The 19,439-nt window shown below is 47.7% G+C and carries 18 protein-coding genes; 11 read left to right on the top strand and 7 right to left on the bottom strand.

All coding sequences use genetic code 11. From position 1 onward, the window contains the following. The first annotated feature begins 16 nt into the window (after nt 1–16). Nucleotides 17–604, top strand: a complete 588-nt coding sequence (locus OEY64_07295) for an HAD family hydrolase (protein ID MDH5542753.1) — start codon at nt 17–19, stop codon at nt 602–604. A 40-nt stretch (nt 605–644) separates the two neighbouring features. Here OEY64_07295 and OEY64_07300 read toward each other — a convergent pair whose 3' ends face one another. After that, on the bottom strand, nt 645–2,183 hold the full coding sequence (locus OEY64_07300; GenBank protein MDH5542754.1) for an Rne/Rng family ribonuclease: 1,539 nt from the start codon (nt 2,181–2,183) through the stop codon (nt 645–647). Nucleotides 2,184–2,311: 128 nt separating this feature from the next. Here OEY64_07300 and tatA point away from each other — a divergent pair, with 128 nt between their 5' ends. The 3 genes from tatA to trxA all read left to right on the top strand — a co-directional run bounded on the left by tatA (nt 2,312) and on the right by trxA (nt 3,282). Beyond that, complete coding sequence (gene tatA / locus OEY64_07305; protein MDH5542755.1) at nt 2,312–2,515, top strand: twin-arginine translocase TatA/TatE family subunit; 204 nt, start codon at nt 2,312–2,314, stop codon at nt 2,513–2,515. An 80-nt stretch (nt 2,516–2,595) separates the two neighbouring features. Further along, entirely contained in the window at nt 2,596–2,850 is a 255-nt protein-coding gene (tatB, locus tag OEY64_07310; GenBank protein MDH5542756.1) for a Sec-independent protein translocase protein TatB, read from the top strand. Nucleotides 2,851–2,955: 105 nt separating this feature from the next. After that, the gene (gene trxA, locus OEY64_07315; protein MDH5542757.1) at nt 2,956–3,282 is read left to right on the top strand and encodes a thioredoxin; all 327 of its coding nucleotides are present in this window, start codon (nt 2,956–2,958) and stop codon (nt 3,280–3,282) included. Nucleotides 3,283–3,332: 50 nt separating this feature from the next. On the opposite strand, the gene OEY64_07320 is transcribed toward trxA, so the two are convergent. After that, nucleotides 3,333–4,040, bottom strand: coding sequence for a flagellar hook-basal body complex protein (locus OEY64_07320; protein ID MDH5542758.1), 708 nt, complete (start codon nt 4,038–4,040; stop codon nt 3,333–3,335). Between the two features lie 213 nt (nt 4,041–4,253). Between OEY64_07320 and OEY64_07325 the strand changes: the two genes are divergently transcribed. The 4 genes from OEY64_07325 to OEY64_07340 all read left to right on the top strand — a co-directional run bounded on the left by OEY64_07325 (nt 4,254) and on the right by OEY64_07340 (nt 10,174). Continuing rightward, nucleotides 4,254–5,108: a flagellin gene (locus tag OEY64_07325; GenBank protein MDH5542759.1), complete on the top strand. Its 855-nt coding sequence runs from the start codon at nt 4,254–4,256 to the stop codon at nt 5,106–5,108. Nucleotides 5,109–5,153: 45 nt separating this feature from the next. Next, the gene (locus OEY64_07330) at nt 5,154–5,549 is read left to right on the top strand and encodes a flagellar protein FlaG (protein ID MDH5542760.1); all 396 of its coding nucleotides are present in this window, start codon (nt 5,154–5,156) and stop codon (nt 5,547–5,549) included. A 123-nt stretch (nt 5,550–5,672) separates the two neighbouring features. Further along, complete coding sequence (locus OEY64_07335) at nt 5,673–9,239, top strand: AsmA-like C-terminal region-containing protein (protein ID MDH5542761.1); 3,567 nt, start codon at nt 5,673–5,675, stop codon at nt 9,237–9,239. Nucleotides 9,240–9,343: 104 nt separating this feature from the next. Continuing rightward, the gene (locus OEY64_07340) at nt 9,344–10,174 is read left to right on the top strand and encodes an SPOR domain-containing protein (GenBank protein ID MDH5542762.1); all 831 of its coding nucleotides are present in this window, start codon (nt 9,344–9,346) and stop codon (nt 10,172–10,174) included. Between the two features lie 57 nt (nt 10,175–10,231). On the opposite strand, the gene OEY64_07345 is transcribed toward OEY64_07340, so the two are convergent. Further along, nucleotides 10,232–10,435 (bottom strand): hypothetical protein, encoded by a 204-nt coding sequence (locus OEY64_07345; GenBank protein MDH5542763.1) that lies wholly within the window; start codon nt 10,433–10,435, stop codon nt 10,232–10,234. A gap of 110 nt (nt 10,436–10,545) precedes the next feature. Between OEY64_07345 and lepA the strand changes: the two genes are divergently transcribed. Both lepA and lepB read left to right on the top strand, forming a co-directional pair. Continuing rightward, complete coding sequence (lepA, locus tag OEY64_07350) at nt 10,546–12,327, top strand: translation elongation factor 4 (protein ID MDH5542764.1); 1,782 nt, start codon at nt 10,546–10,548, stop codon at nt 12,325–12,327. A gap of 4 nt (nt 12,328–12,331) precedes the next feature. Further along, the gene (gene lepB / locus OEY64_07355) at nt 12,332–12,922 is read left to right on the top strand and encodes a signal peptidase I (GenBank protein MDH5542765.1); all 591 of its coding nucleotides are present in this window, start codon (nt 12,332–12,334) and stop codon (nt 12,920–12,922) included. Nucleotides 12,923–12,941: 19 nt separating this feature from the next. On the opposite strand, the gene rsmA is transcribed toward lepB, so the two are convergent. The 4 genes from rsmA to OEY64_07375 all read right to left on the bottom strand — a co-directional run bounded on the left by rsmA (nt 12,942) and on the right by OEY64_07375 (nt 18,711). Continuing rightward, on the bottom strand, nt 12,942–13,730 hold the full coding sequence (gene rsmA / locus OEY64_07360; GenBank protein MDH5542766.1) for a 16S rRNA (adenine(1518)-N(6)/adenine(1519)-N(6))-dimethyltransferase RsmA: 789 nt from the start codon (nt 13,728–13,730) through the stop codon (nt 12,942–12,944). A gap of 58 nt (nt 13,731–13,788) precedes the next feature. After that, nucleotides 13,789–16,152: a beta-propeller domain-containing protein gene (locus OEY64_07365; GenBank protein ID MDH5542767.1), complete on the bottom strand. Its 2,364-nt coding sequence runs from the start codon at nt 16,150–16,152 to the stop codon at nt 13,789–13,791. A 64-nt stretch (nt 16,153–16,216) separates the two neighbouring features. Continuing rightward, entirely contained in the window at nt 16,217–17,401 is a 1,185-nt protein-coding gene (locus tag OEY64_07370; protein ID MDH5542768.1) for an O-antigen ligase family protein, read from the bottom strand. A gap of 164 nt (nt 17,402–17,565) precedes the next feature. Continuing rightward, nucleotides 17,566–18,711, bottom strand: coding sequence for a radical SAM protein (locus OEY64_07375; GenBank protein MDH5542769.1), 1,146 nt, complete (start codon nt 18,709–18,711; stop codon nt 17,566–17,568). A gap of 314 nt (nt 18,712–19,025) precedes the next feature. On the opposite strand from OEY64_07375, the gene OEY64_07380 reads away from it, so the two are divergent. After that, nucleotides 19,026–19,349, top strand: a complete 324-nt coding sequence (locus OEY64_07380; GenBank protein MDH5542770.1) for an RNA-binding protein — start codon at nt 19,026–19,028, stop codon at nt 19,347–19,349. The last annotated feature ends 90 nt before the right edge of the window (nt 19,350–19,439 follow it).

Consider the following 19,439-nt stretch of genomic DNA (forward strand, 5'->3'; position numbering starts at 1 on the left):
AAGCAGATATAATTGCATGATGAAGAAAACGAAAGTGGCTTTTCTGGACCGCGACGGTACGATCAACGAGGAAAAGGGGTATATAAAGGAGCCCTCCGAAATAGAGATCATCTCGGGTTCGGCCGGTGCAGTGGAAAAACTGAACAAGGCCGGTTATCTGGTTTTCGGAATTTCAAATCAGTCGGGAATTGCGCGGGGATATTTTTCAGTTGATGACGTTTTGAAAGTCAACCGCAGAACGATCGAACTGGTCGGCGAAGGGGGCGGTGAAATTATCGAGATATTCTTTTGCCCCCATCATCCGGAAGGGAGTGTTCCTGAATATTCCATGAAGTGTGGATGCAGAAAGCCCGGCACCAACCTGATAACCGAGGCTTCGGAAAAGTACGGTTTGGAATTTACCGAAAAGATCGTGATCGGTGACAAGATCTGTGACTTGGAACTAGGGAAAAGGATTGGCGCCGTAACGGTATTGGTTGCCACAGGCTATGGGGCATCCGAGCGGAAGAATCTGGAAGAGATGCAGATGGCTGGTCCTGATCTCCATGCGGAAAACCTTGCTCAAGCCGTGGATCTGATTCTTGGAAATTCCAACTCCGGCTAAAAGATATGTCTCACAGTACCAACGAACGGATAGAAAGCCGCTAAAAGACCGATATCTCAAAGCGGTCCGGGGGGAGTTCGGACGATTCTTTTATCGTTAGGCTGAAGCCGTGATCCTTCTCCAGTTTTGCGATAAATTCGCTTTCATCTTCAGCGAGTGTTGCGGATACTTCCGGCGGTACTTCTACTATGATCCTCCGAACCTTTGGAATTTGCGCAAGCGATTTCTTTATCGCGCGGAATATCTCGTAGCTGATAGTTTCCGGTGATTTCGTGACCCCCTTACCGTCGCAGCATGGGCATGCGTTACACATGATCTTGTTGAGGCTGTCCCTGGTCCGTTTTCGCGTCATCTCCACAAGGCCGAGCTCGGAAACCTGCAGGATCTTGGTTCTCGACCTGTCCTGCTTTAAGGTCAGCTCAAGTATGTTGAATACTTTCTTCTTGTTCTCCTCTTTCTCCATATCGATAAAATCGATAATTATCAGGCCGCCGATATTCCTTACCCTCAACTGTGAAACTATCTCCTTAACAGCCTCGATATTTGTCTTCAATATCGTATCTTCCTGGGACTCCTTGCCGACGAACTTGCCGGTGTTCACGTCTATCGCGGTCAGCGCTTCGGTTTGATCGATAATTATATAGCCCCCCGATTTCAGCCAGACCTTTCGCCCGAGCGCTCTTTCTATCTCAACTTCAAGGCCAAATACCTCGAAGATCGGTTCCGACTGCGTGTATAGTTCCACTTCCAGATTCTTGCTCTCCAGATAGGAGCCGGCAAATTCCAAAATCCTGTCGTGCTCATCGCTGTTGTCGATGGTGATCCTCCCTACCTCTGGGAGGTAAAGGTCGCGTATGGATCTAAGGACGATGTCCAAATCCCTGTGGAGAAGGGAAGGGGTTGCCGCTCTCTCATTTTTATTGACGATCGTTTCCCACATTTTTTCCAGGAATCTGATATCGCTCAGAAGTTCCTCTTCCGATACGTTCTCGGCGGCGGTTCTTATAATGTAGCCTCGCCCGTTCGACCTGAGTTTCTTTACAAGTGATTTCAGCCTTGTCGTTTCATCCTGGTTTTCAATGCGCCTGGAAATCCCGATCTGGTTTACCATCGGCATATAGACAAGATATCTCCCCGGCATTGTAATGTATGTGGTTATCCTTGCCCCCTTGGACCCCATAGGGTCCTTGTTTACCTGGACCATAAGTTCCTGTCCTTCGGAGAGGAAGTTTTCAATGTTGGGGGAGTCCTCCCCTGAACCATGATGTGCCGAGTATGGGGTCAAAAACTCATCTCCGTTTTCCGTTCCGGTATTTGGAGTAGTGAAAAATGTTGTTATCGAGTTATCCCTGTTTGGATTGATATCCCGCTGGTGGAGGAAACCGGCTTTTTCCAGGCCGATATCCACGAAGGCGACCTGCATGCCTGGCAGGATCTTGGTTACGCGCCCCTTGTATATATTCCCGGCTATCCCCTTACTGTCTTTTCTTTCGACAAATATTTCGGCGAGATTCCTGTTCTCAAGAAGAGCGACCCTTGTTTCAAAAGGGCTCACATTGATTACGATTTCCTTGCTCATTTTATGGGGGATATTTTAACGTATTTTACTGGCTGAATATTATGTTTTGCCAACTTTCAGGAAACATGGACAAATACATGGAAAGTAATTGCTTGTTTTGTCTCTTTTTGTAAATTATCATTATAACTATGTTTAATTTTGGTATCTGGGAACTACTGATAATTCTGGTAATCATAGTGCTCCTTTTTGGTGTTAAAAGGATTCCACAACTCGGTACAAGTCTGGGTGAAGGGATCAAGAACTTCACGAAATCATTCAAATCCGAAGATGCCAATAGCGAAAAAAAAGAACCGCTTGAAAGCAGCGACAACAGTAAAAATAATACCACGTGAGTAACAGTCGTTGAACCATATTTCCTTCCCAATAACGGGAAGTTTCGCAGGATGTAACAACACGGAAAGCTGAGTTTGCGATGTTTGGATTGGGATTCACTGAACTGCTGGTTATAATGGTCATAGCCCTTATTTTCATCGGGCCGAGCAAACTGCCTGAAGTTGCGAGATCCGTTGGCAGAGGATACAGGGAGCTTCAAAGGGCCATTTCAGGCATTAAGGACGAAGTGGAAGATTTCAATCAGGAACTTAAAAAAGAGGAAAAAACCGGGCCGGAAAAGCAGGCTGAAAAAAGTGGAACAGGCGAAGCAGAAAACAGTGAGAAGAAGCTGTAAGCCATAGGGAATTGGCCGAATTTTTGAAACGTTTTCTGATATATTGAATCTAACATTTTGGTATTAGTTATTTTAAAATTACGAAATTTGTAGTTGGAGGTTTTAATGTCTGAATCGGTTGATGTTTATACGGATGATAATTTCAATACAAAGGTGGAAAAAGCTGATTCCCTGACGATAGTGGACTTCTGGGCGGAATGGTGCGCCCCGTGCCGGATGCTCAGCCCGACCGTGGCGGAGCTGGCAGAAGAAAACAAGGGGGTCATTAACGTTGGGAAGCTTAACGTCGATGAGAATCCTCAGACCGCCTCAAAATTCGGAATACGTGGGATACCGACGATCCTGTTTTTCAAAAACGGAGAGGTTAAGGAACAGCTGGTAGGCGTCAGGCCGAAAACCGAGATACAGGCTGTTATAAACAAGCATAAATAAAATTGACTGAGAATCCCGGACGGCTATCGAAAGGCTGTTTGGGATATCTCTCAGGATTTTATATCGAGAACGGTACCGAGCATTTCGTCAGCGGTTTTAACGGCCTTTGCGTTCGCGCTGAACCCATGTTTCCCGGTAATTGTATTTACCAGTTCCTTGGTCAAGTCGCTGTTTGAGCTTTCGCGAGAGCCTTGAAGGATCGGGCCAAATCCGCCGGCAGAAGGCATTCCCAAAAGAGGCGCACCGCTTGAGGCAGTTTCAAAGAAGATTCCATTTTCCTCTGTCAGGCCGTCCGGATTGATGAATCTGGCGAGCTCAATTCTGCCGATATCCCTCGTTTGACCGTCAACTGTTGTCTTAACGGAACCATCCGGCTTTATTGTCACGCTGTTTGAATCATTGGGGAGAAAGATTTCCGGTTTTAGGCTGTTCCCCTTGGCATCGGTCAATCGGCCACGGCTGTCTTTCTGAAAGGCCCCATTTCTGGTAAATCCGGCTTTTCCTTCGGGAGTGGTTACCTTAAAAAAACCGTCCCCGTTTATTGCGGCATCCAGCGGATTTCCAGTTGTTTCAAAGGACCCTGCGCCATGATTCTGCCGCGTTGAAGTAATAACGCCTGAGTTTTTTGTTTCCAGCTGAACGGTTTCAAGGCTCTTAAAGGAGTTGGTGTTCAGGTTGGAGAGGTTATGGGATGCAGTCCCGACCTTTTTAATGCCGGCTTTCATTCCGTTTAGTCCGGAGTTTATACCGTAAATCATAATAGTTATCCCTTACCGCCTATTTTATCGGATATCTTTTGGAAAACTTTAATTTATTTTTCGGAGCTAAAGTTATCCCCCCCTTAACCGAAAATAGATACAGGGAAAATAAACCCTGCGGGTACGGCCGCTAACACTTTGAAGGTGAAGGTCACAGCTACGTGACTTTCACCTGAGAATTGAACGTAACAGAACTATTTATAGGAGGCTAAAATGGCACTGAGGATTTACAACAACCTGCACTCGAATACAGCGCAGAAAAACCTGGGGAGAAACAACGAACTCCTGACCCGTTCGTTGGAAAGACTTTCCTCCGGTTTGCGCATCAACCGCGCCACAGACGACAGCGCGGGTCTATCCATATCGGGAAAATTAAGAGCGGACATCAGCGCTATGGGTCAGGCGATTCGAAACACCAACGACGGTATCGCACTCTTGAACACTGCTGAAGGAGCCCTGCAGGAGCAGTCCGACATCTTTATCAGAATGAGAGAGCTTGCTTCGCAGGCGGCAACGGGAACCGTAGGCTCGACAGAGCGCGCTACTCTTAACAATGAGTTTAACGTGCTAAGGGCCGAGGTTGACCGGATCACCGCGGTAGCGTCGTTTGGTAGCGTTAACCTGCTCGATGGTTCGCTTTCAACAGCTGCGGGCGTTTCTTCTCTCGTTATCCAGATCGGTATCGGTGGCTCGACCAACGACAGAATTAACCTCAATCAGCAGGTTGATCTTACGGCTATGAACTCTACCGCTCTTGGGCTTGATACGCTTTCGATCAGCTCTGTTGGTGGTGCTCTTAGCGCTTTGACCTCTATCGGGTCGTCGATAGCCATAGTTGCGGCTGGACGCGGTCGCTTGGGCGCTGTTCAGAACAGGCTTTCGCATTCCGTTAACAACCTTACAACAATGGAAGAAAACATCAAGGCGGCGGAATCACAGATACGCGACGCAGATTACTCCAAAGAGGTTTCGGAATTTACCAAGAATCAGATTTTGGTGCAGGCTTCTACGGCGGCATTGGCCCAGGCAAATCTTGTTCCGCAGTCGGTTCTTCAACTCCTCGCATAGTGTGCAGAAATGAATGCTTGGAGTTATTTGTCGGAGGTATGAAAAATGATTGAGAATGTTTCTGAACAGGTGAATAAAATGATGCGTAACTACTTTCTTGAAAGTGGGGGCAAGATCAAAGGAAGCATTGAACGGCAAATGGAAAACTCAATGGAGACGGTGAAGAATCCTTCAAGGGAGGCAAGCAGTCCAGGAAGGGATACTGAAGGAGCTAAAAGCCCGGATGATGTGAGGGCTGCGGCTGGAAAAGTGAGCGAAAAGCTGGATGAGATCGGCTCACCGTACGACCTTACAGTAGATCCGGACACAAACAGGGTTTTGATAAAGGTAAAAAACGATACAGGCGGCGGCGAGGCAAGGCAAATACCCCAGAAAGTGATACTTGAAATGGCCAAAAGGCTTGATGATCTGACCGGGGCGATAATCGATTCAAAAAGCTGAGCGGAAATAGCATGGCCTGTGATGAGCCAACATCACAGGTATATGGCACTTTTTGAATCACTGGCAAAATCGCGTGAAGGTTGTTTTCGCTTTTTGCCCTAATCCCTTTAGAATAGAGGGATTATGAAAAAGTTTAGTCGGACGTTTTTACCCTATGTCGTCGCTGTCCTGCTGGGGGGGATTGCGCTTTTCGCATGGGAAAAGAGCTCTGAGCTGGCTACTGGAGAATTGCAAAGCAAGCTGGAAGCGGTTCTCCAGGAAAAATTTGGCGCACAATATGAATTGAGGGAATTCAAGTTTTCTTTTTTCCCTCAATTGGAATTCACGGTTCGTGATGCCGTCCTGGTGTCGGGAGATATAAAAGTTTCTACGGAACGTGTATCTGTTCATATCCCTCTGGTCTCAATAATTTTAGGAAGAGCTATCATTTCGGATGTTCAGCTTTTCCGCCCAAAGGTAAAGATCATCAGGAACCGGGACGGGCACTGGAACTTCCCCCCAATAGCAATCATTGGAGTTGGAGCAGGCAAAGACGACCTCAGCGATGGTCCGGGCAATGTTGCATTAAAACGGATATCAATTATTGACGGTGAAATATCATTTACAGATGAGTCAATTATCGGACAGCCTGAACGTATTCTGAAAATAACGACGGCAAACTACAATGCCGCCGGAGTTCTGGCGCCTGCAACCATAAACATGTCTGGTGTACTGATTGCAGATGGAAAAAGTTCGAAAACAAGCGTCTCTTTTTCCTGGATCGAGGGAGAGGATAAGGTTTCCTTCAAGGATTTGGAGGTGCAGGGCGATATTAGGATTTCATCACTTACCTCGGACTTGGTTAAACCGTACATGGAGGGATTCTTTCCTGAATGGCTGGATGAGAAATTTCTGTCGGTCGAGTTGTCTTTTTCCGGGAATATAGAACAGCATTTTGACTTTTTTGGCAGATTTGCTCTTAATCCTGAGCAGGTGGCTTTTGAGAACCTCAAGGAGGAGACCTTAAGCCCGGATTCCAAATGGATTGAAGTGAAGGGGAATCTCAAAGGGGAAAGACTCTCAATGAGCAGATTCAAGCTTCATCTGCCGGAAATTGATTTCCAGGGCAATATGGAGATCGAGAACATATGGCAGAAGGATCCAGTGGTAAGGCTAGGCATAGGGTCGTCACTTGCGGAGGTTCCAAGGCTTATCGCGCTACTGCCGCAGGAGTTATACCCGAAATTTCTTGAAACTTTTTCCCTGGAATCTATTGAGGGGGGGAGTATACGGTTAATTGATTTCAACTTTTCAGGAAAGTATAGCGACGCGTTTAAAGCTCCAGAAAAGGGGGAAAAAGGGGCCTATACCGGCAGGCTTGAAGTGCGCGATCTTGCGGTTAAGCCGGTCATGGCCAAACATTCAATTTCCGAGATGAACGGGATTCTGGCGGTTGAACCGAAGGATATTATTTTTAAAAAGATTTCAGCAAGGTACGGAGCATCCCAGCTGAAAAATGTCAGCGGCGTTATCGAAGATTTCTGGGACAATCCCGTTTTTCTTGCGAAATTTGTCGCCGATTTGAACCTGAAGGAGTTCCACGAGGAATTAATCGATAATATAGGTTCAAAGCAGCTTTATGATATTTTAAAACCAATCCACAAATTCAGCGGAAACATAGGATTTGAATTCCTCCTTCAGTACGATATCGCTGGGGGAAAGCTGATGGAATTTTTCGGAAATTTCGATTTTAGAAACATAGGCTTTACTCACGAACTTTTCGAGAATCCTGTGGAGGACCTAAATGGAACAGTTTTCATTAACCAGGAATTGATCGAAATAACAGAGTTGGAACTGGTTACCGGCACAAGCATTTTCAGGACTACGGGCACGGTCTATAATTATCTTAAAGAGGACTACCTCTTTGAGCTCACATTGGACGCGTCCGGCGATACTGCCGAGTTTGCGAGTACCGTATTTTATACCTATCCATACCTCAACAGCCTTAAAGGCTATTTCGGCTCCAAGCTGGAGGTGGAGGGAACCCTCGATGATATGACTTTCAGACAGTGGAGCGATTTTACTGAAGCAGAGTATAGATTTCAGGATAAGTTTTTCAAGCCTGTCGGAGTGCTTTCCCAGGCTATGGCAAATGGACGTATAGTGGGTATGGAGAGGGTTATTATCGATAAAGTCGATATAAAACTTGGTGAGTCACAGTTATTGCTCTCAGGATATGTCGACAATTTCCTGCAGATACGCAATTTTAAGTTTGATTTGAGTGTGATCTCTCTGAATCTTGACGACACCCAGCATTTTCTCAAGATGTTCAAGCCGGGCGAGATCAAAGGGAAAATAAAAGGGAATTTGAGCCTTTCGGAAACAGACGGCGAAAGTACCTATGATTACGATTTCCAATTGGATGTCAAAAAGATAAGACTGAATCGTTTGGAGAAACTTGGCGGATTATTTGAAAAGTTGAAGCTGAAAGGAAACGTCTCCGGGCTGGTTTATCTGAAGGGTGCGAGCGGCAAGAATCCATCAATGACAGGGGAGATTACAGGCAAAGGGATTGGTTTCAAGACTGTTCTTGCCAGGCCTATCTTTGGTTTAACCGGCAAGATACTTCTTAGCGGGGACAGGATCAGTATTCAGGATGTGCGCGCCGGAATGGGTAGATCAAAAGGGATGGTGTCCCTTGATATGGATGTCTCCACAACTCCACACATTATCCTTACAATAGATGGCGACGAGATATATCTTGAGGACATCGTCAAGCATGCAAGCGAAACCGATGGAGAAACGGATATTGCAGATAGCCCTGAGCCGCCGGGCGAGGAGAGGAAAAAGTTTATTGATCCGAGCTGGGAAATTCACGTCAAGTCAAAAAAGGGGACGATCAACACGATTACATATAATGACCTTGAGGCTTCACTCGCGATTGCGGACGATCAGTTCGAATTCAGCAAACTCAAATTCGGGGGGTATGCCGGGGAGTGGGATATCGCAGGCAATCTGGATATACGCGACGGGAATCAGCTTTTTTCGGTAAAACTGAAAGTGGATAATGTTGACATGAAACCGTTTTTTCATGATGTCATTCCTGATGTAAACAGAATAGGCGGGCACATGGATCTGCGGGGGGAGGTAAGTGGAAACGGATTGTCATGGGATATGTTCAGAAAAAATCTCTCCGGGCGGATGGATATTGAAATGCGCGACGGCATGGTAGAGAAATTCGGCGGCGTCTCCCAGGTTTTTGCCTATATCAACGTGTTGCCGTTGTTCAAGAAACGGCATGTCGATATGGTTGGAAAGGGATTGCCATTCAATACGGTCAAGGGAACATTCAGCCTGAAAGATGGTGTGGGGAATACGGAAAACCTTACCATGGAAGGGGACGTTCTCAGACTCTCCATGCTAGGGGACGTTAATCTTGCTGAAGGGAAACTCGACCTGTTACTAGGATTAAAACCGTTTACTACGATAGATAAGGTAGTATCCAGCATCCCTCTTGCGGGGAAGATCCTTGCGGGGGACGAAAAGAGCCTTATTATCAGCTATTACCGACTAGGGGGGACATTTGATAATCCTGACTCCAGGGCGGTTCCGGCTGAATCTGTTGCCAGGACAATGATAGGGATTGTTCAAAGAATTCTTGAAGCACCTGCCAAGGCGCTTTCCACAACAGGAAATTCTCAAAATGAATAGAGCCGAATTTTGACTAACTAATTAAATAATCGCATTTTAGAAACAAATGCTATATTATTTCCAAAGATGGGAAAACATTGATTTCTTAACTGGAGATAAGGAAATTGGGAATTGATAATAATATTCTTGGTTCCGACGACGGGTCTCTTGCCGATTTTGAAGAAGAGCTTTTAACACAGCAGAAGACCAAGTCATACAGGAACCTGTTTTTTGTACTGCTTCTGCTAGCTCTTTTCTCAAGCATTGGATTTTACGCCTGGAAAAAGGGGAAAATCTCCACCGACATCGTTTCAAAATTAAGAAAGTCCGAGGATAAGAAGGGGATGGCGGATTCCGCCCTGAAAGCGGATGAAACCGGAAAAGCACCATCGGACAAAAAGGGCAAAAAGGATATTGATATAGAGAGGATCGAGCCTGATTCCGTGAAAACTTCCTCGACGTATAAAATAAAGGTGCAACCGGGTGAAGCTAGGTCGGGAAAATATTTCCTCCAGGTCGGCATTTTCGCTGAAAAGAAGAATGCTGAAAAAGTCCTGAAGATGCTCGAAAAGGCGGGTCTAGACCCAAGATCATCCGATACAATGATCCCGTCGAAAAGGGTGAGGGTGGTTGTCGGTCATTTCCCTTTCAGGGAGCTTGCCATGGATGAAGCGGCGGCCCTTCGGAACAAGGGATTCAAGCCTAAGGTGCAGATCATGGCCCCTGGCGTCTATTCGCTCATCATGGGGAATTTCGCCACGGTCAAGGAAGCAAAAAAGCTGATCAGCGAGCTGGAAGACAAGGGGATACCTGTCAGGACAGATTATAAACTTACGAGAGATTTCATGATCCCAGCTACTGTTGTATACCTTAAGGATATCGAGGCTGGGGATTCACTCGACAAGGCTGAAGCTCTTCTTAAGAGAAACAAGATAGAGTACACACTGCGAAAGTAGAGGCTCACGCCAGCCTTTGAGATATTGAGAGCAGGCTCTTTTTATGAAGCCGCCTCTTTAAGCGACAATGTTTATGGTATTCCCTTTAAGAGTTTCTTTCCGGATTTCGTTGTTTTTCTCGATTTTCTGTTCGGCGATTTGGTCATCCGCGGCCCTGTTTTGGAGTTCAACGTTTGGATTTACCCCTTTTGAGGAGTCGGGCGTGCCGAACTGAACCTGATTTACCTTGTCTTGAAAGACGCCTATTGCTACAGGATCCATTTCTTTTACCTAATAAATACCTTATTTCTCAATGATACACTTTCACATGAAAATAATCTACTTTCCATCCAGTTTCTCCGGCAAGTATGCTATCATTCCTATTCACTTATATGGAAAACATCAGGAACTTTTCAATTATCGCCCATGTAGACCATGGAAAATCGACTCTGGCCGATCGGATGCTGGAATTTACCGGCGCGCTCACTAGCCGTGAAATGAAGGATCAGGTGCTGGACAAGATGGACCTTGAGCGGGAACGGGGCATCACCATCAAGGCTCAGGCCGTAAGGCTGAAATATAAGGCCAAGAACGGCCAAGAATATATGCTGAACCTGATCGACACACCTGGACATGTCGATTTTTCTTACGAAGTCTCCAGAAGTCTTGGCGCGTGCGAAGGGGGGATCCTTCTGGTAGATGCCTCGCAGGGGATCGAGGCCCAAACCATCGCCAATTTCCATCTCGCTTCAGACCTCGGTTTGGAGGTAATTCCGGTTATAAACAAGATCGACCTTCCGGCAGCTGACCCGGTAATGGCAAAACAGCAGATCGAGGATATCCTTTGCATCGACGCCTCGGAAGCGGTTCTAGCTTCGGCAAAGAAGGGGGTCGGTGTAGAGGATGTGCTGGAGGCGGTAGTAAACAAAATCCCTCCTCCAAAAGGGGACAGAAACGCCCCTTTGAAGGCCCTCCTGCTTGATTCATGGTACGACCCGTATAAAGGGGTAGTTGTGCTGACGAGGATCTATGACGGCGTTATAAGGCCAAACATGAAGATATGGCTAATGCGGTCGGATAAGGAGTATGTAATAACACAGCTTGGGGTTTCCACGCCAGCCGACCTCGACCTGAAGGAAGCTGGCCCGGGAGAGGTTGTCTTTTTTACGGCGGCAATTAAAACGGTTGCCGATACGAACGTGGGGGACACCATTACCGAATATAGGAGACCCACGACAGAGCCGTTAGCCGGTTTCAAGGAATCGAAGCCGATGGTTTTCTCGGGCCTCTATCCTGTGGAAGGGGACAGCTACGAAGCGCTTAGGGAGGCTCTTGAGAAGCTTCACCTGAACGATGCTTCTTTCCAATATGAACCGGAAACGTCCGCCGCGCTCGGTTTTGGATTCAGGTGCGGATTTCTTGGATTACTGCATATGGAAATTATCAGGGAGCGGCTTGAGCGGGATTTTGACCTTACTTTGATAAGCACATCCCCTTCTGTTAACTACAGAGTGACGCTCCAGGATGGAACCACGGTCATGGTGGATAATCCGTCCAGGCTCCCGAAGATGTATAACTTCATTGAGGAGCCGATAATGAAGGCGACGATCATATCACCAGACAGTTACATTGGCGACATCTACAAGCTTGTGGAAGAAAAGCGCGGCGTTCAGGAAAAGATGGAATACATTGGGTCGGGAAGGGTGATGCTCGTATATCATGTTCCGCTCAATGAAGTTGTGCTCGATTTTTTCGACAAACTGAAGTCCGCCACGCGCGGGTATGCTTCCGTCGATTTCGAGGATGCCGGATTCCAGAAGGGGAAGCTGGTTAAGCTCGACCTGATGGTGAACGGAGAGGCTGTAGACGCTCTCAGCTTTATTGTTCATTCCGACAAGGCTTATACTGTGGGGCGAGACCTCGCCGCCAGAATGAAGGAGCTTATTCCGAGGCAGATGTTTGAAATAGCTATTCAGGCCTCAATAGGGAGCAGGGTAATAGCCCGGGAGAGCATTAAGGCGATGAGGAAGAACGTCACAGCCAAGTGCTACGGCGGAGATATCTCCAGAAAGAGAAAGCTTCTGGAAAAGCAGAAAGCCGGAAAGAAAAAGATGAAACAGATAGGAAACGTGGAAATACCGCAAAACGCATTTATGGCTATTTTGAAGAAGTAGGAAAATGGATAAAACTCAAAAATCGCTTTCACGGGAATACATTGAGGCAATAATCCTCGCCCTTATTTTCGCGCTTGTCATAAGATCTTTCGTTGTGCAGGCATTCAAGATACCGTCGGGCTCAATGGTGCCTACTCTCCTGGTGGGGGATCAGATACTGGTGGACAAGCTTGTATACAAATTCCGCGAGCCGAAAAGAGGGGACATCATGGTTTTCAAATACCCGCAGGATCCGTCGCGGGATTTCATCAAAAGACTGGTCGGTCTCCCAGGCGAGAAGATAGAGGTGCGTGACCGTATTGTATATATCAACGATATGCCGCTGGACGATTCCATGTATGCCTATCACGAAAGCGGGCTGGAAGGATACTTCCCGGTCGTGCCGAGAGACAATTTCAATCCAGTGATAATTCCTGAAGGGAAATACTTCATGATGGGGGATAACAGGGAGAACAGCATGGACAGCAGGTGGTGGGGATTCCTGGACAGGGAAGCGGTCGTCGGCAGGGCTTTCACTATCTACTGGTCGCGCGATATATACCGTATGCTCCCTCTAGGGATGCGGTGGGACCGCTTTGGCAAACTCATTCACTAGCGGGTATCGGTAAACGGGGTTATTTCCCCTTCTTCTCCTCCAGCTGTTCAAGCATTTGGGCGAATTGCGTCACCGGAATATCCTCCGCCCTCCCTTTTTCCGCTATGCCTGATGAGGCGAGAGCTTTGTCGATAGATACGGCTGTGTATATCGCCTTGAGGTTGTTTTTCAGCGTTTTCCTCTTTTGGCTGAACGCGATAGTTACTAGCCGGAAGAGACTCTTTTCATCACACTCAACCGGAGGTTTCGCCCGGGGAATGAATGTGAGCACAACGGAATGAACCTTGGGAGGTGGGGTAAATGACCCCGGTTTCACAGTAAAGGCATTCTCAATCTCCCAGTGGAAATTCGCAAAGACCGATAGAGAGCCGTAATGACGACTGCCAGGGGGGGAAGATAACCGTTCACCTACCTCTTTCTGGAACATCAGAACCATTCTTGAAATATATGGCCTATATGTCGTGCATTGTTTGAAGATAGGGATAGAGGCGAAGTAAGGGAGATTCGATACTACCAATAGCGGTGCGGGGAGGGTGGAAAAGTCGACCCTTTCTGCCTTTGAGTGGATGACCTCCGCATCCGGCATTATTTTTTCCAGCTTTAACGCGAGTTTTTCATCGGCCTCAATGAGGGTAAGGGTTTTCCCCTTGCCGTAGAGGAGGTTCGTAAGCGCCCCTTTTCCCGGCCCGATCTCGAGGATGTTCGAGTCGTATGAAATTCCGGCTAGTGAGACTATCTGTTCCTTTACACTCTCGTCGCTTAGGAAGTGCTGGCCAAGTTTCTGTCTGCCATGTTTAATAATGCTCATTCATGGCAGTCTCGCAGAGAGAGGGGGAAACATCAAGGCATTTGGGGAGCGAAGAGGATTATTGCGGGGAGGTAGCGGCCGGGTCGGCGCTCCACGAACCTGATCGAACTCTTCCCCCTTTGACGTAGTGAACCGAATCGTTCACGATTACTGCCCTGCTGTTGCCATCCAGCCAGTCATAAGTCTCAGTTGCGCTCCGCTCCTTTACGATCATTTTCCCCTTTAGGTCTATTTTTCCGAGGTTGGTAGGCGGATTCAGGTCGAAAAGGTAAAGTCCCGTATGCGTCCATTCGTAGTAGGCGAATGGTTCGTTGGCGTCAAACCACTCGCTGTATGTGGGAGTTGTGTCATGCAGAAGGATGTTTATCGCAAGCCTTGCCGGCTTGGCTTCAGTCGCCGGGAGATAGGTGATCGCCTTGTGGTCCATTAGAGCGTCCGAGGAGGTGCCCCGCTTGCCGATAATATAGCTATCGGATTCCGTCGGATTTTCCGGGTTGGTAATATCAAAGAGTGAGAGTTTGACCCCTTGGTACCACGCCCCTCGTCCGTCTCCCCAGCTTGAGGAGGTATCGGGCACGGTATCCTTCCCAATGCCGAGGAGAAGGTTCTCGTTCACGAGGTGAAGGTAATCCGAGTAGCCGTCAATTTGAAGTTCCCCGGCGATATAGGGGTCGACGGGGTTCGAGAGGTCGAGAATATAGAGCGGGTCGGTGACTTTGAAGGTTACCAGGAAACCCCGCTCCCCCATGAATCGCGCAGAGTAGAGCCGCTCACCTGGTTTTCCTATTGCTCCGGGACGGCCGGTGTTTGGTAGGCGTGAAATCTCCTTTAACACGGAGATTCCGCTCTCCATCGACTCTCCCAATACCGTTAGTCGGGTTGTTGAAGTATTGTTCCAGGTATCTCCAAGCGAGGTCACTATTCTCAGGTAGCCGTTATGCTCCCCCATGCGGAACGATTTTTTATCCTGCTCCCAGCCGAGATGCCCATCCACAATCCCCGAACAGCAGTAGGAAGGGAGCGAATTACCAAGTGAGAACTTGTGCAAGTCGGTGTAAACCATCGGCTCGGTATAGGTGACCATCTCGACGCTTTTGGAGGTGCCGGATGAAGCGTCCAGCATGACAGAGGTTGAAGCAACGTTATAGTTATATCGTGTGGTCGCTAGGTATAGAGAGGTTTGGGAGACGTAAACCGTTTCCGATTGGCCTATGATACAGCTTGACCTTGGGGTGTCGGGTAGCGCGAGGTTTATTGCCGTCACAGTTATTACTGTCTGAGTGGTAATTTCATCGTTTGGGGTAGGGGGGAGGTAGCAATCCTCGGCATCGGTAAGAGGTCCCGCATCAGCTCCATCTATCCTGTAACCGGGGAGGAGATCGGACAGTGTTGCCGCTTCAAGTAGCGCAGTGTTATTGTTCTTTTGCGCGTCGTCTGCAGGGTACATTTCATAACCGTCAATGCTCGGTGTGAATCGTGTAACAAGATAAAGAGTCTCCCCGATGCGTCTGCTCGAAATTACCTGTCCGTCGATAGAGATGTTTTTCAGGTTAGCGGGGGAGGCCGGATCACTCACATCAACAAGGTCGATGCTGGTAGTCGAATTCACCCCATACCAGGGATTGAACCAGTAGCCGTAATCGAAATTGGAACCTGTTGCGATGATTGCCAGGAGGTCTGGCTTGTTTGCTCTTCCGGTAACCAGATAAAAATCGTTTATTCCATGGGAATTGTCCGTAATCGGTATTACGGATGTTTCGGTTGCGCCTGGTGTAGCCGTTGAAAGCTTCATCACCCTTATTTTATTTTTGTAGCTGTTAATGAAGGCGGAATCGTCGATTATAGATGTGGACGTTTCAGTTGAAGTAGAGGTTGATGTATCATTTGTGCTATCCGTGCTGGTTGTAGCGGTATCCGGGCTTACCGCATCTGTTGCGGTTCCTCCGCTGCCAACTGCTTCATTGGTTGCGGGAGCAACGTCTGAAATTCCGATATCCCACCCGCTGTGGTACATGTAAGAATCAGGGACAGCGATGTACAGGTAATCTCCATCTGTTTTTACGAGGTCGGCCTCGTCAACTCCGGCTTCCTGAAGATTTGTCGTCGAGAAGACAGTGGCAGACTGGGTCCCAGTACCCGCATCAGCGGCAGTGGCCGTGCCGTTTGTTTCCGGTACGCCGGTATCGAGAAAGTACCTCCCCTGGCTGGAATTATCGGTTGATCTTTTAATGCTCTCCTTCAGGTACTCCTCCAGTTTTGACGGTGTCTGGAAGCGGGCGAGGGAGGCCTTTGATCTCCTGTTCTCTATGAAGTCGGTAGCTTTAGGATCGTCCGGCGGATTCCCCGATTTTATGGCGTCGCAACCGGCAAGAATGAAAGATAGAAGTATAAAAGTTCCTGAAAGGAATCCGGATTTCTTCATAAAAACATGTTAGCAGAAGATTTGATATTGATACAAATTGTTTGCAGGAGAGAAGGAGTACGGTTTACGTTGTGCTCAGGGCTTCCTTGGACCATTTCCTGAAACCTTCGGCCAGCCCCATCATGAAGGTGAGCTGTGCCCACACAACCTCGGCGCCGAAATTGTATTCAAAGATACCCGCTATTGCGAGGTTAATGTAACAACCGAAAAGCCCTATGTATATCGCTCCGAGGTAGGGATTTCTTTCCTTTTCCTCCTTGAAAAGGGTCAGATACTTGCGCATGAAGTACACGAAGAGGAACAGCATGATGAGGAGGCCGATCACCCCCCCTTCCGCAAGTTCCTGCAGGTAGAGGTTATGCGCGTGGGAAGGGTTGTGAATGATCCCCTCTGCCGAAAACTTCTTCAGGATAAAGGTTAACTGGTTGTATCCGACGCCGAAAAACGGGTTGTCCTTGAAGGTATCCCAGGCAATTTCCCAATATTTCAGCCGTGAGGCGAAATCCACCTCGAATATCCTCTCCATCCTGTTCCTGAAACCGGAAAAGGCAAAGAAATAAACTGCAAACAGGGTCGGGATAATCATTAAGGATGAGACGAAAAATTTTCGTGATTTAAAGGGAGTTATCAGGATAACGGTGAGAGCGACGCTGAGGAAGTAGCTCCTCGATCCGGAATAAACCAGACCTGTCAGCAGGAGCGGGAGGTAATAGGCATACTCCTTTTTGTAAAAGATGGAGAGCGTCAGGCAGACCATGAATACAAGAGATATGTACCCCCCGTAATGGAGTGGATGCCCGAAATACCCGATAAGCCTCTCTTCGAACATTTCAACCCAGAGCCTTTGGAAAATATACGGAGCGCCAAAATATTTCTGCAGGATCGCCCAGCATATAAGGAGGTTGTTGGTCATGAAGAGAGTATGAAGCGTCTTGTCGAGCACGTCCTTTGCAATAGAGAATCGTCCGATTAGTATGTACAGGAATTTATCCCATATTTCCCTTATTTCAACGAAAAAGCTGAAGACGCCGTTTATCAGGACGGTAATCCCTTTCCAAGAGTAGACCAGGGCAAAAAGGGAGAAATCGACATCTATATTTTTCCACTCTTTTGTCTTGTAGAGATCGTAAAGGAAGAGAATGGTGAAGATCGCGATTACCGCATTGATACCGGCTATGGAAATTGAGGATGTAAATGCTCCAAGGTAGAGGATATAGGGAATCACCCTCCCTAGATCAATTACCTTCAAGCGATTATCCATCGTAGTGTCATGCATTGCTTAATTCTATTAAAGTAAATCTGTTTCCAAATAATATAAGTAAAAAATCGGTTACTAACTTCAACCTTGAAACTATACCGTAATCCGGCAATTTATTGAAATAGTATTGGCGGTTAAATTATGAAAATAACAGCTTAAAGCAGGCTACAGCATCTGCTACAGGCTGCCAAAGCCCCCTCCCGCTGGATCAGCTTCCGCCACTCCCTCATTTTAGGGCCGTTCCAAAGCTCTTTTATCGGTGTCTGGTTAATATTGCCGATTTGGAGGGGAAAACATCTCTGTGAGCCGGTGAGTTCGCCGTTTGCCAGAAGCTGTATTTCGGTCCAGAATACCCGGCACCTGTCGTTCCCGATGAATTTTTCAGGATGTCGATACCATTCGCCAAGCTCTTCTGAGCTCCTCAGGTAAGGTTTCCAGCGGATATTCAGGTCGATGCCGGCGTTTTCCACCCGTTCTATCTCTTCGGCGAGTTTTTTTATATCTACCTTGCCGGGATCGGATAATCCCGACGAGATCGCAGTTACTGGGTACATGCCATATTTTCGGTTATGTTCCTCAGCCTGTTTCTCCGTGATGAACTGCAGGTGGTGGAGCATAACTTCATCGATTGCTATCCCTGAGTCGGCAAGAAATCGTAGCAAGTCCAAAATCGACCCCTGGTTGGAGTGGAAGATGGTGCCAACCACATTTAACGAAGGCCTGGAAGAGCCGTTCTGGATCTTCAATTCATGAAGTCTCCTTAGCCCGGCGACCGCTTTTTCGAAGCATCCCGGTATCCCTCGAATAGAGTCATGGATATCTCCCGGTCCATCAAGAGATACCCAAACCGATCCTATACCGGCCTTAAACAGATCGTCTGCCAGCTTTGGGAGGAGTAGCCCGTTTGTGGTGATCTGCGTCTCCATCCCGAGGGATGTTGCCGCCATGATCGCTTCCGGCAGTGGTTTCCAGAGTGTCGGTTCGACGCCGTTAAAGGCGATAAGCGGCTTTTCTACGGCAAGCTCCTCCATCAGCTCCTTTACCTTTGATAAAGAAAGCTCGTGGTTCCCGTCCCCTATCATGGTCTGGTAGAACATGCTGTCGGTGGCCTGGATCCCTACGTCACACTGGCTGCACCTTGCGTTACACCGGCTGTTTACATTGATAAAGAGCCGGAGGGGGGGGAGGCTGGCGCCGTTGGTAATATACCTGGAATTGGCCCATCTAAGACACCAGCTGATTATTTTCGAGGGGGTGACCTTTTTCTTCCTTAATTTGTAATAGATATTTCCAGGTCCCATATAGACTTATAGTAATCTGTTCTTCTCTTCTGGTAAACACGACTTTCCTGAAAATGAGAATTCATTGGCAAAGGGGTAATATGTAATCGGCATGAGGAGAATGGCAACAAGAAGTATCCCTGAAAAACGAGAGGATGGCGCCTGGGGGGCGAGAAGCCGGTCTTTGGCAGGGTATCCGGCTCTGAGGCGAGAAAATTATGTACATCAAGGAATCTTTTTATGCTAAAATTCGCACTGTAATATTAACGCGCCGGAGTTTCAGAGCATGGTGCTCATGTCCTCTATGGCCGAACCCTAGCCTAATAGGAGGTAACATGGGTAAAAAATTGTATGTAGGTAATCTTCCTTTCACGGTGAGTGATTCAGCTCTGGAAGCGGCTTTTGCCGAAGTCGGTGCTGTTGAATCCGCCAAGGTCATAACAGACCGCGATACAGGCAGAAGCAAAGGCTTCGGGTTTGTTGAAATGGGAAGCGACGAAGATGCGGCTAGCTGTATCGAGAAGCTGAACGGCTCAAACCTGGCCGGACGTGATATCACGGTTGCAGAGGCAAGACCTCAGGCTCCACGCGAAGGTCGCGGCGGCGGTAGAGGCGGCTTCGGCGGCGGCGGCGGTGGCGGTGGGAGAAACCGCTACTAATAAAGTAGAGATTAAACGGTCTTGTCCTTTGGGATGCCGTTTTCCAGATTATGAAACTGCTAATATGAAATTCTATTCTTCCATGTTTCA

Source organism: Nitrospinota bacterium, assembly GCA_029881495.1.
Lineage (GTDB): Bacteria > Nitrospinota_A > UBA7883 > JACRGQ01 > JACRGQ01 > JAOUMJ01.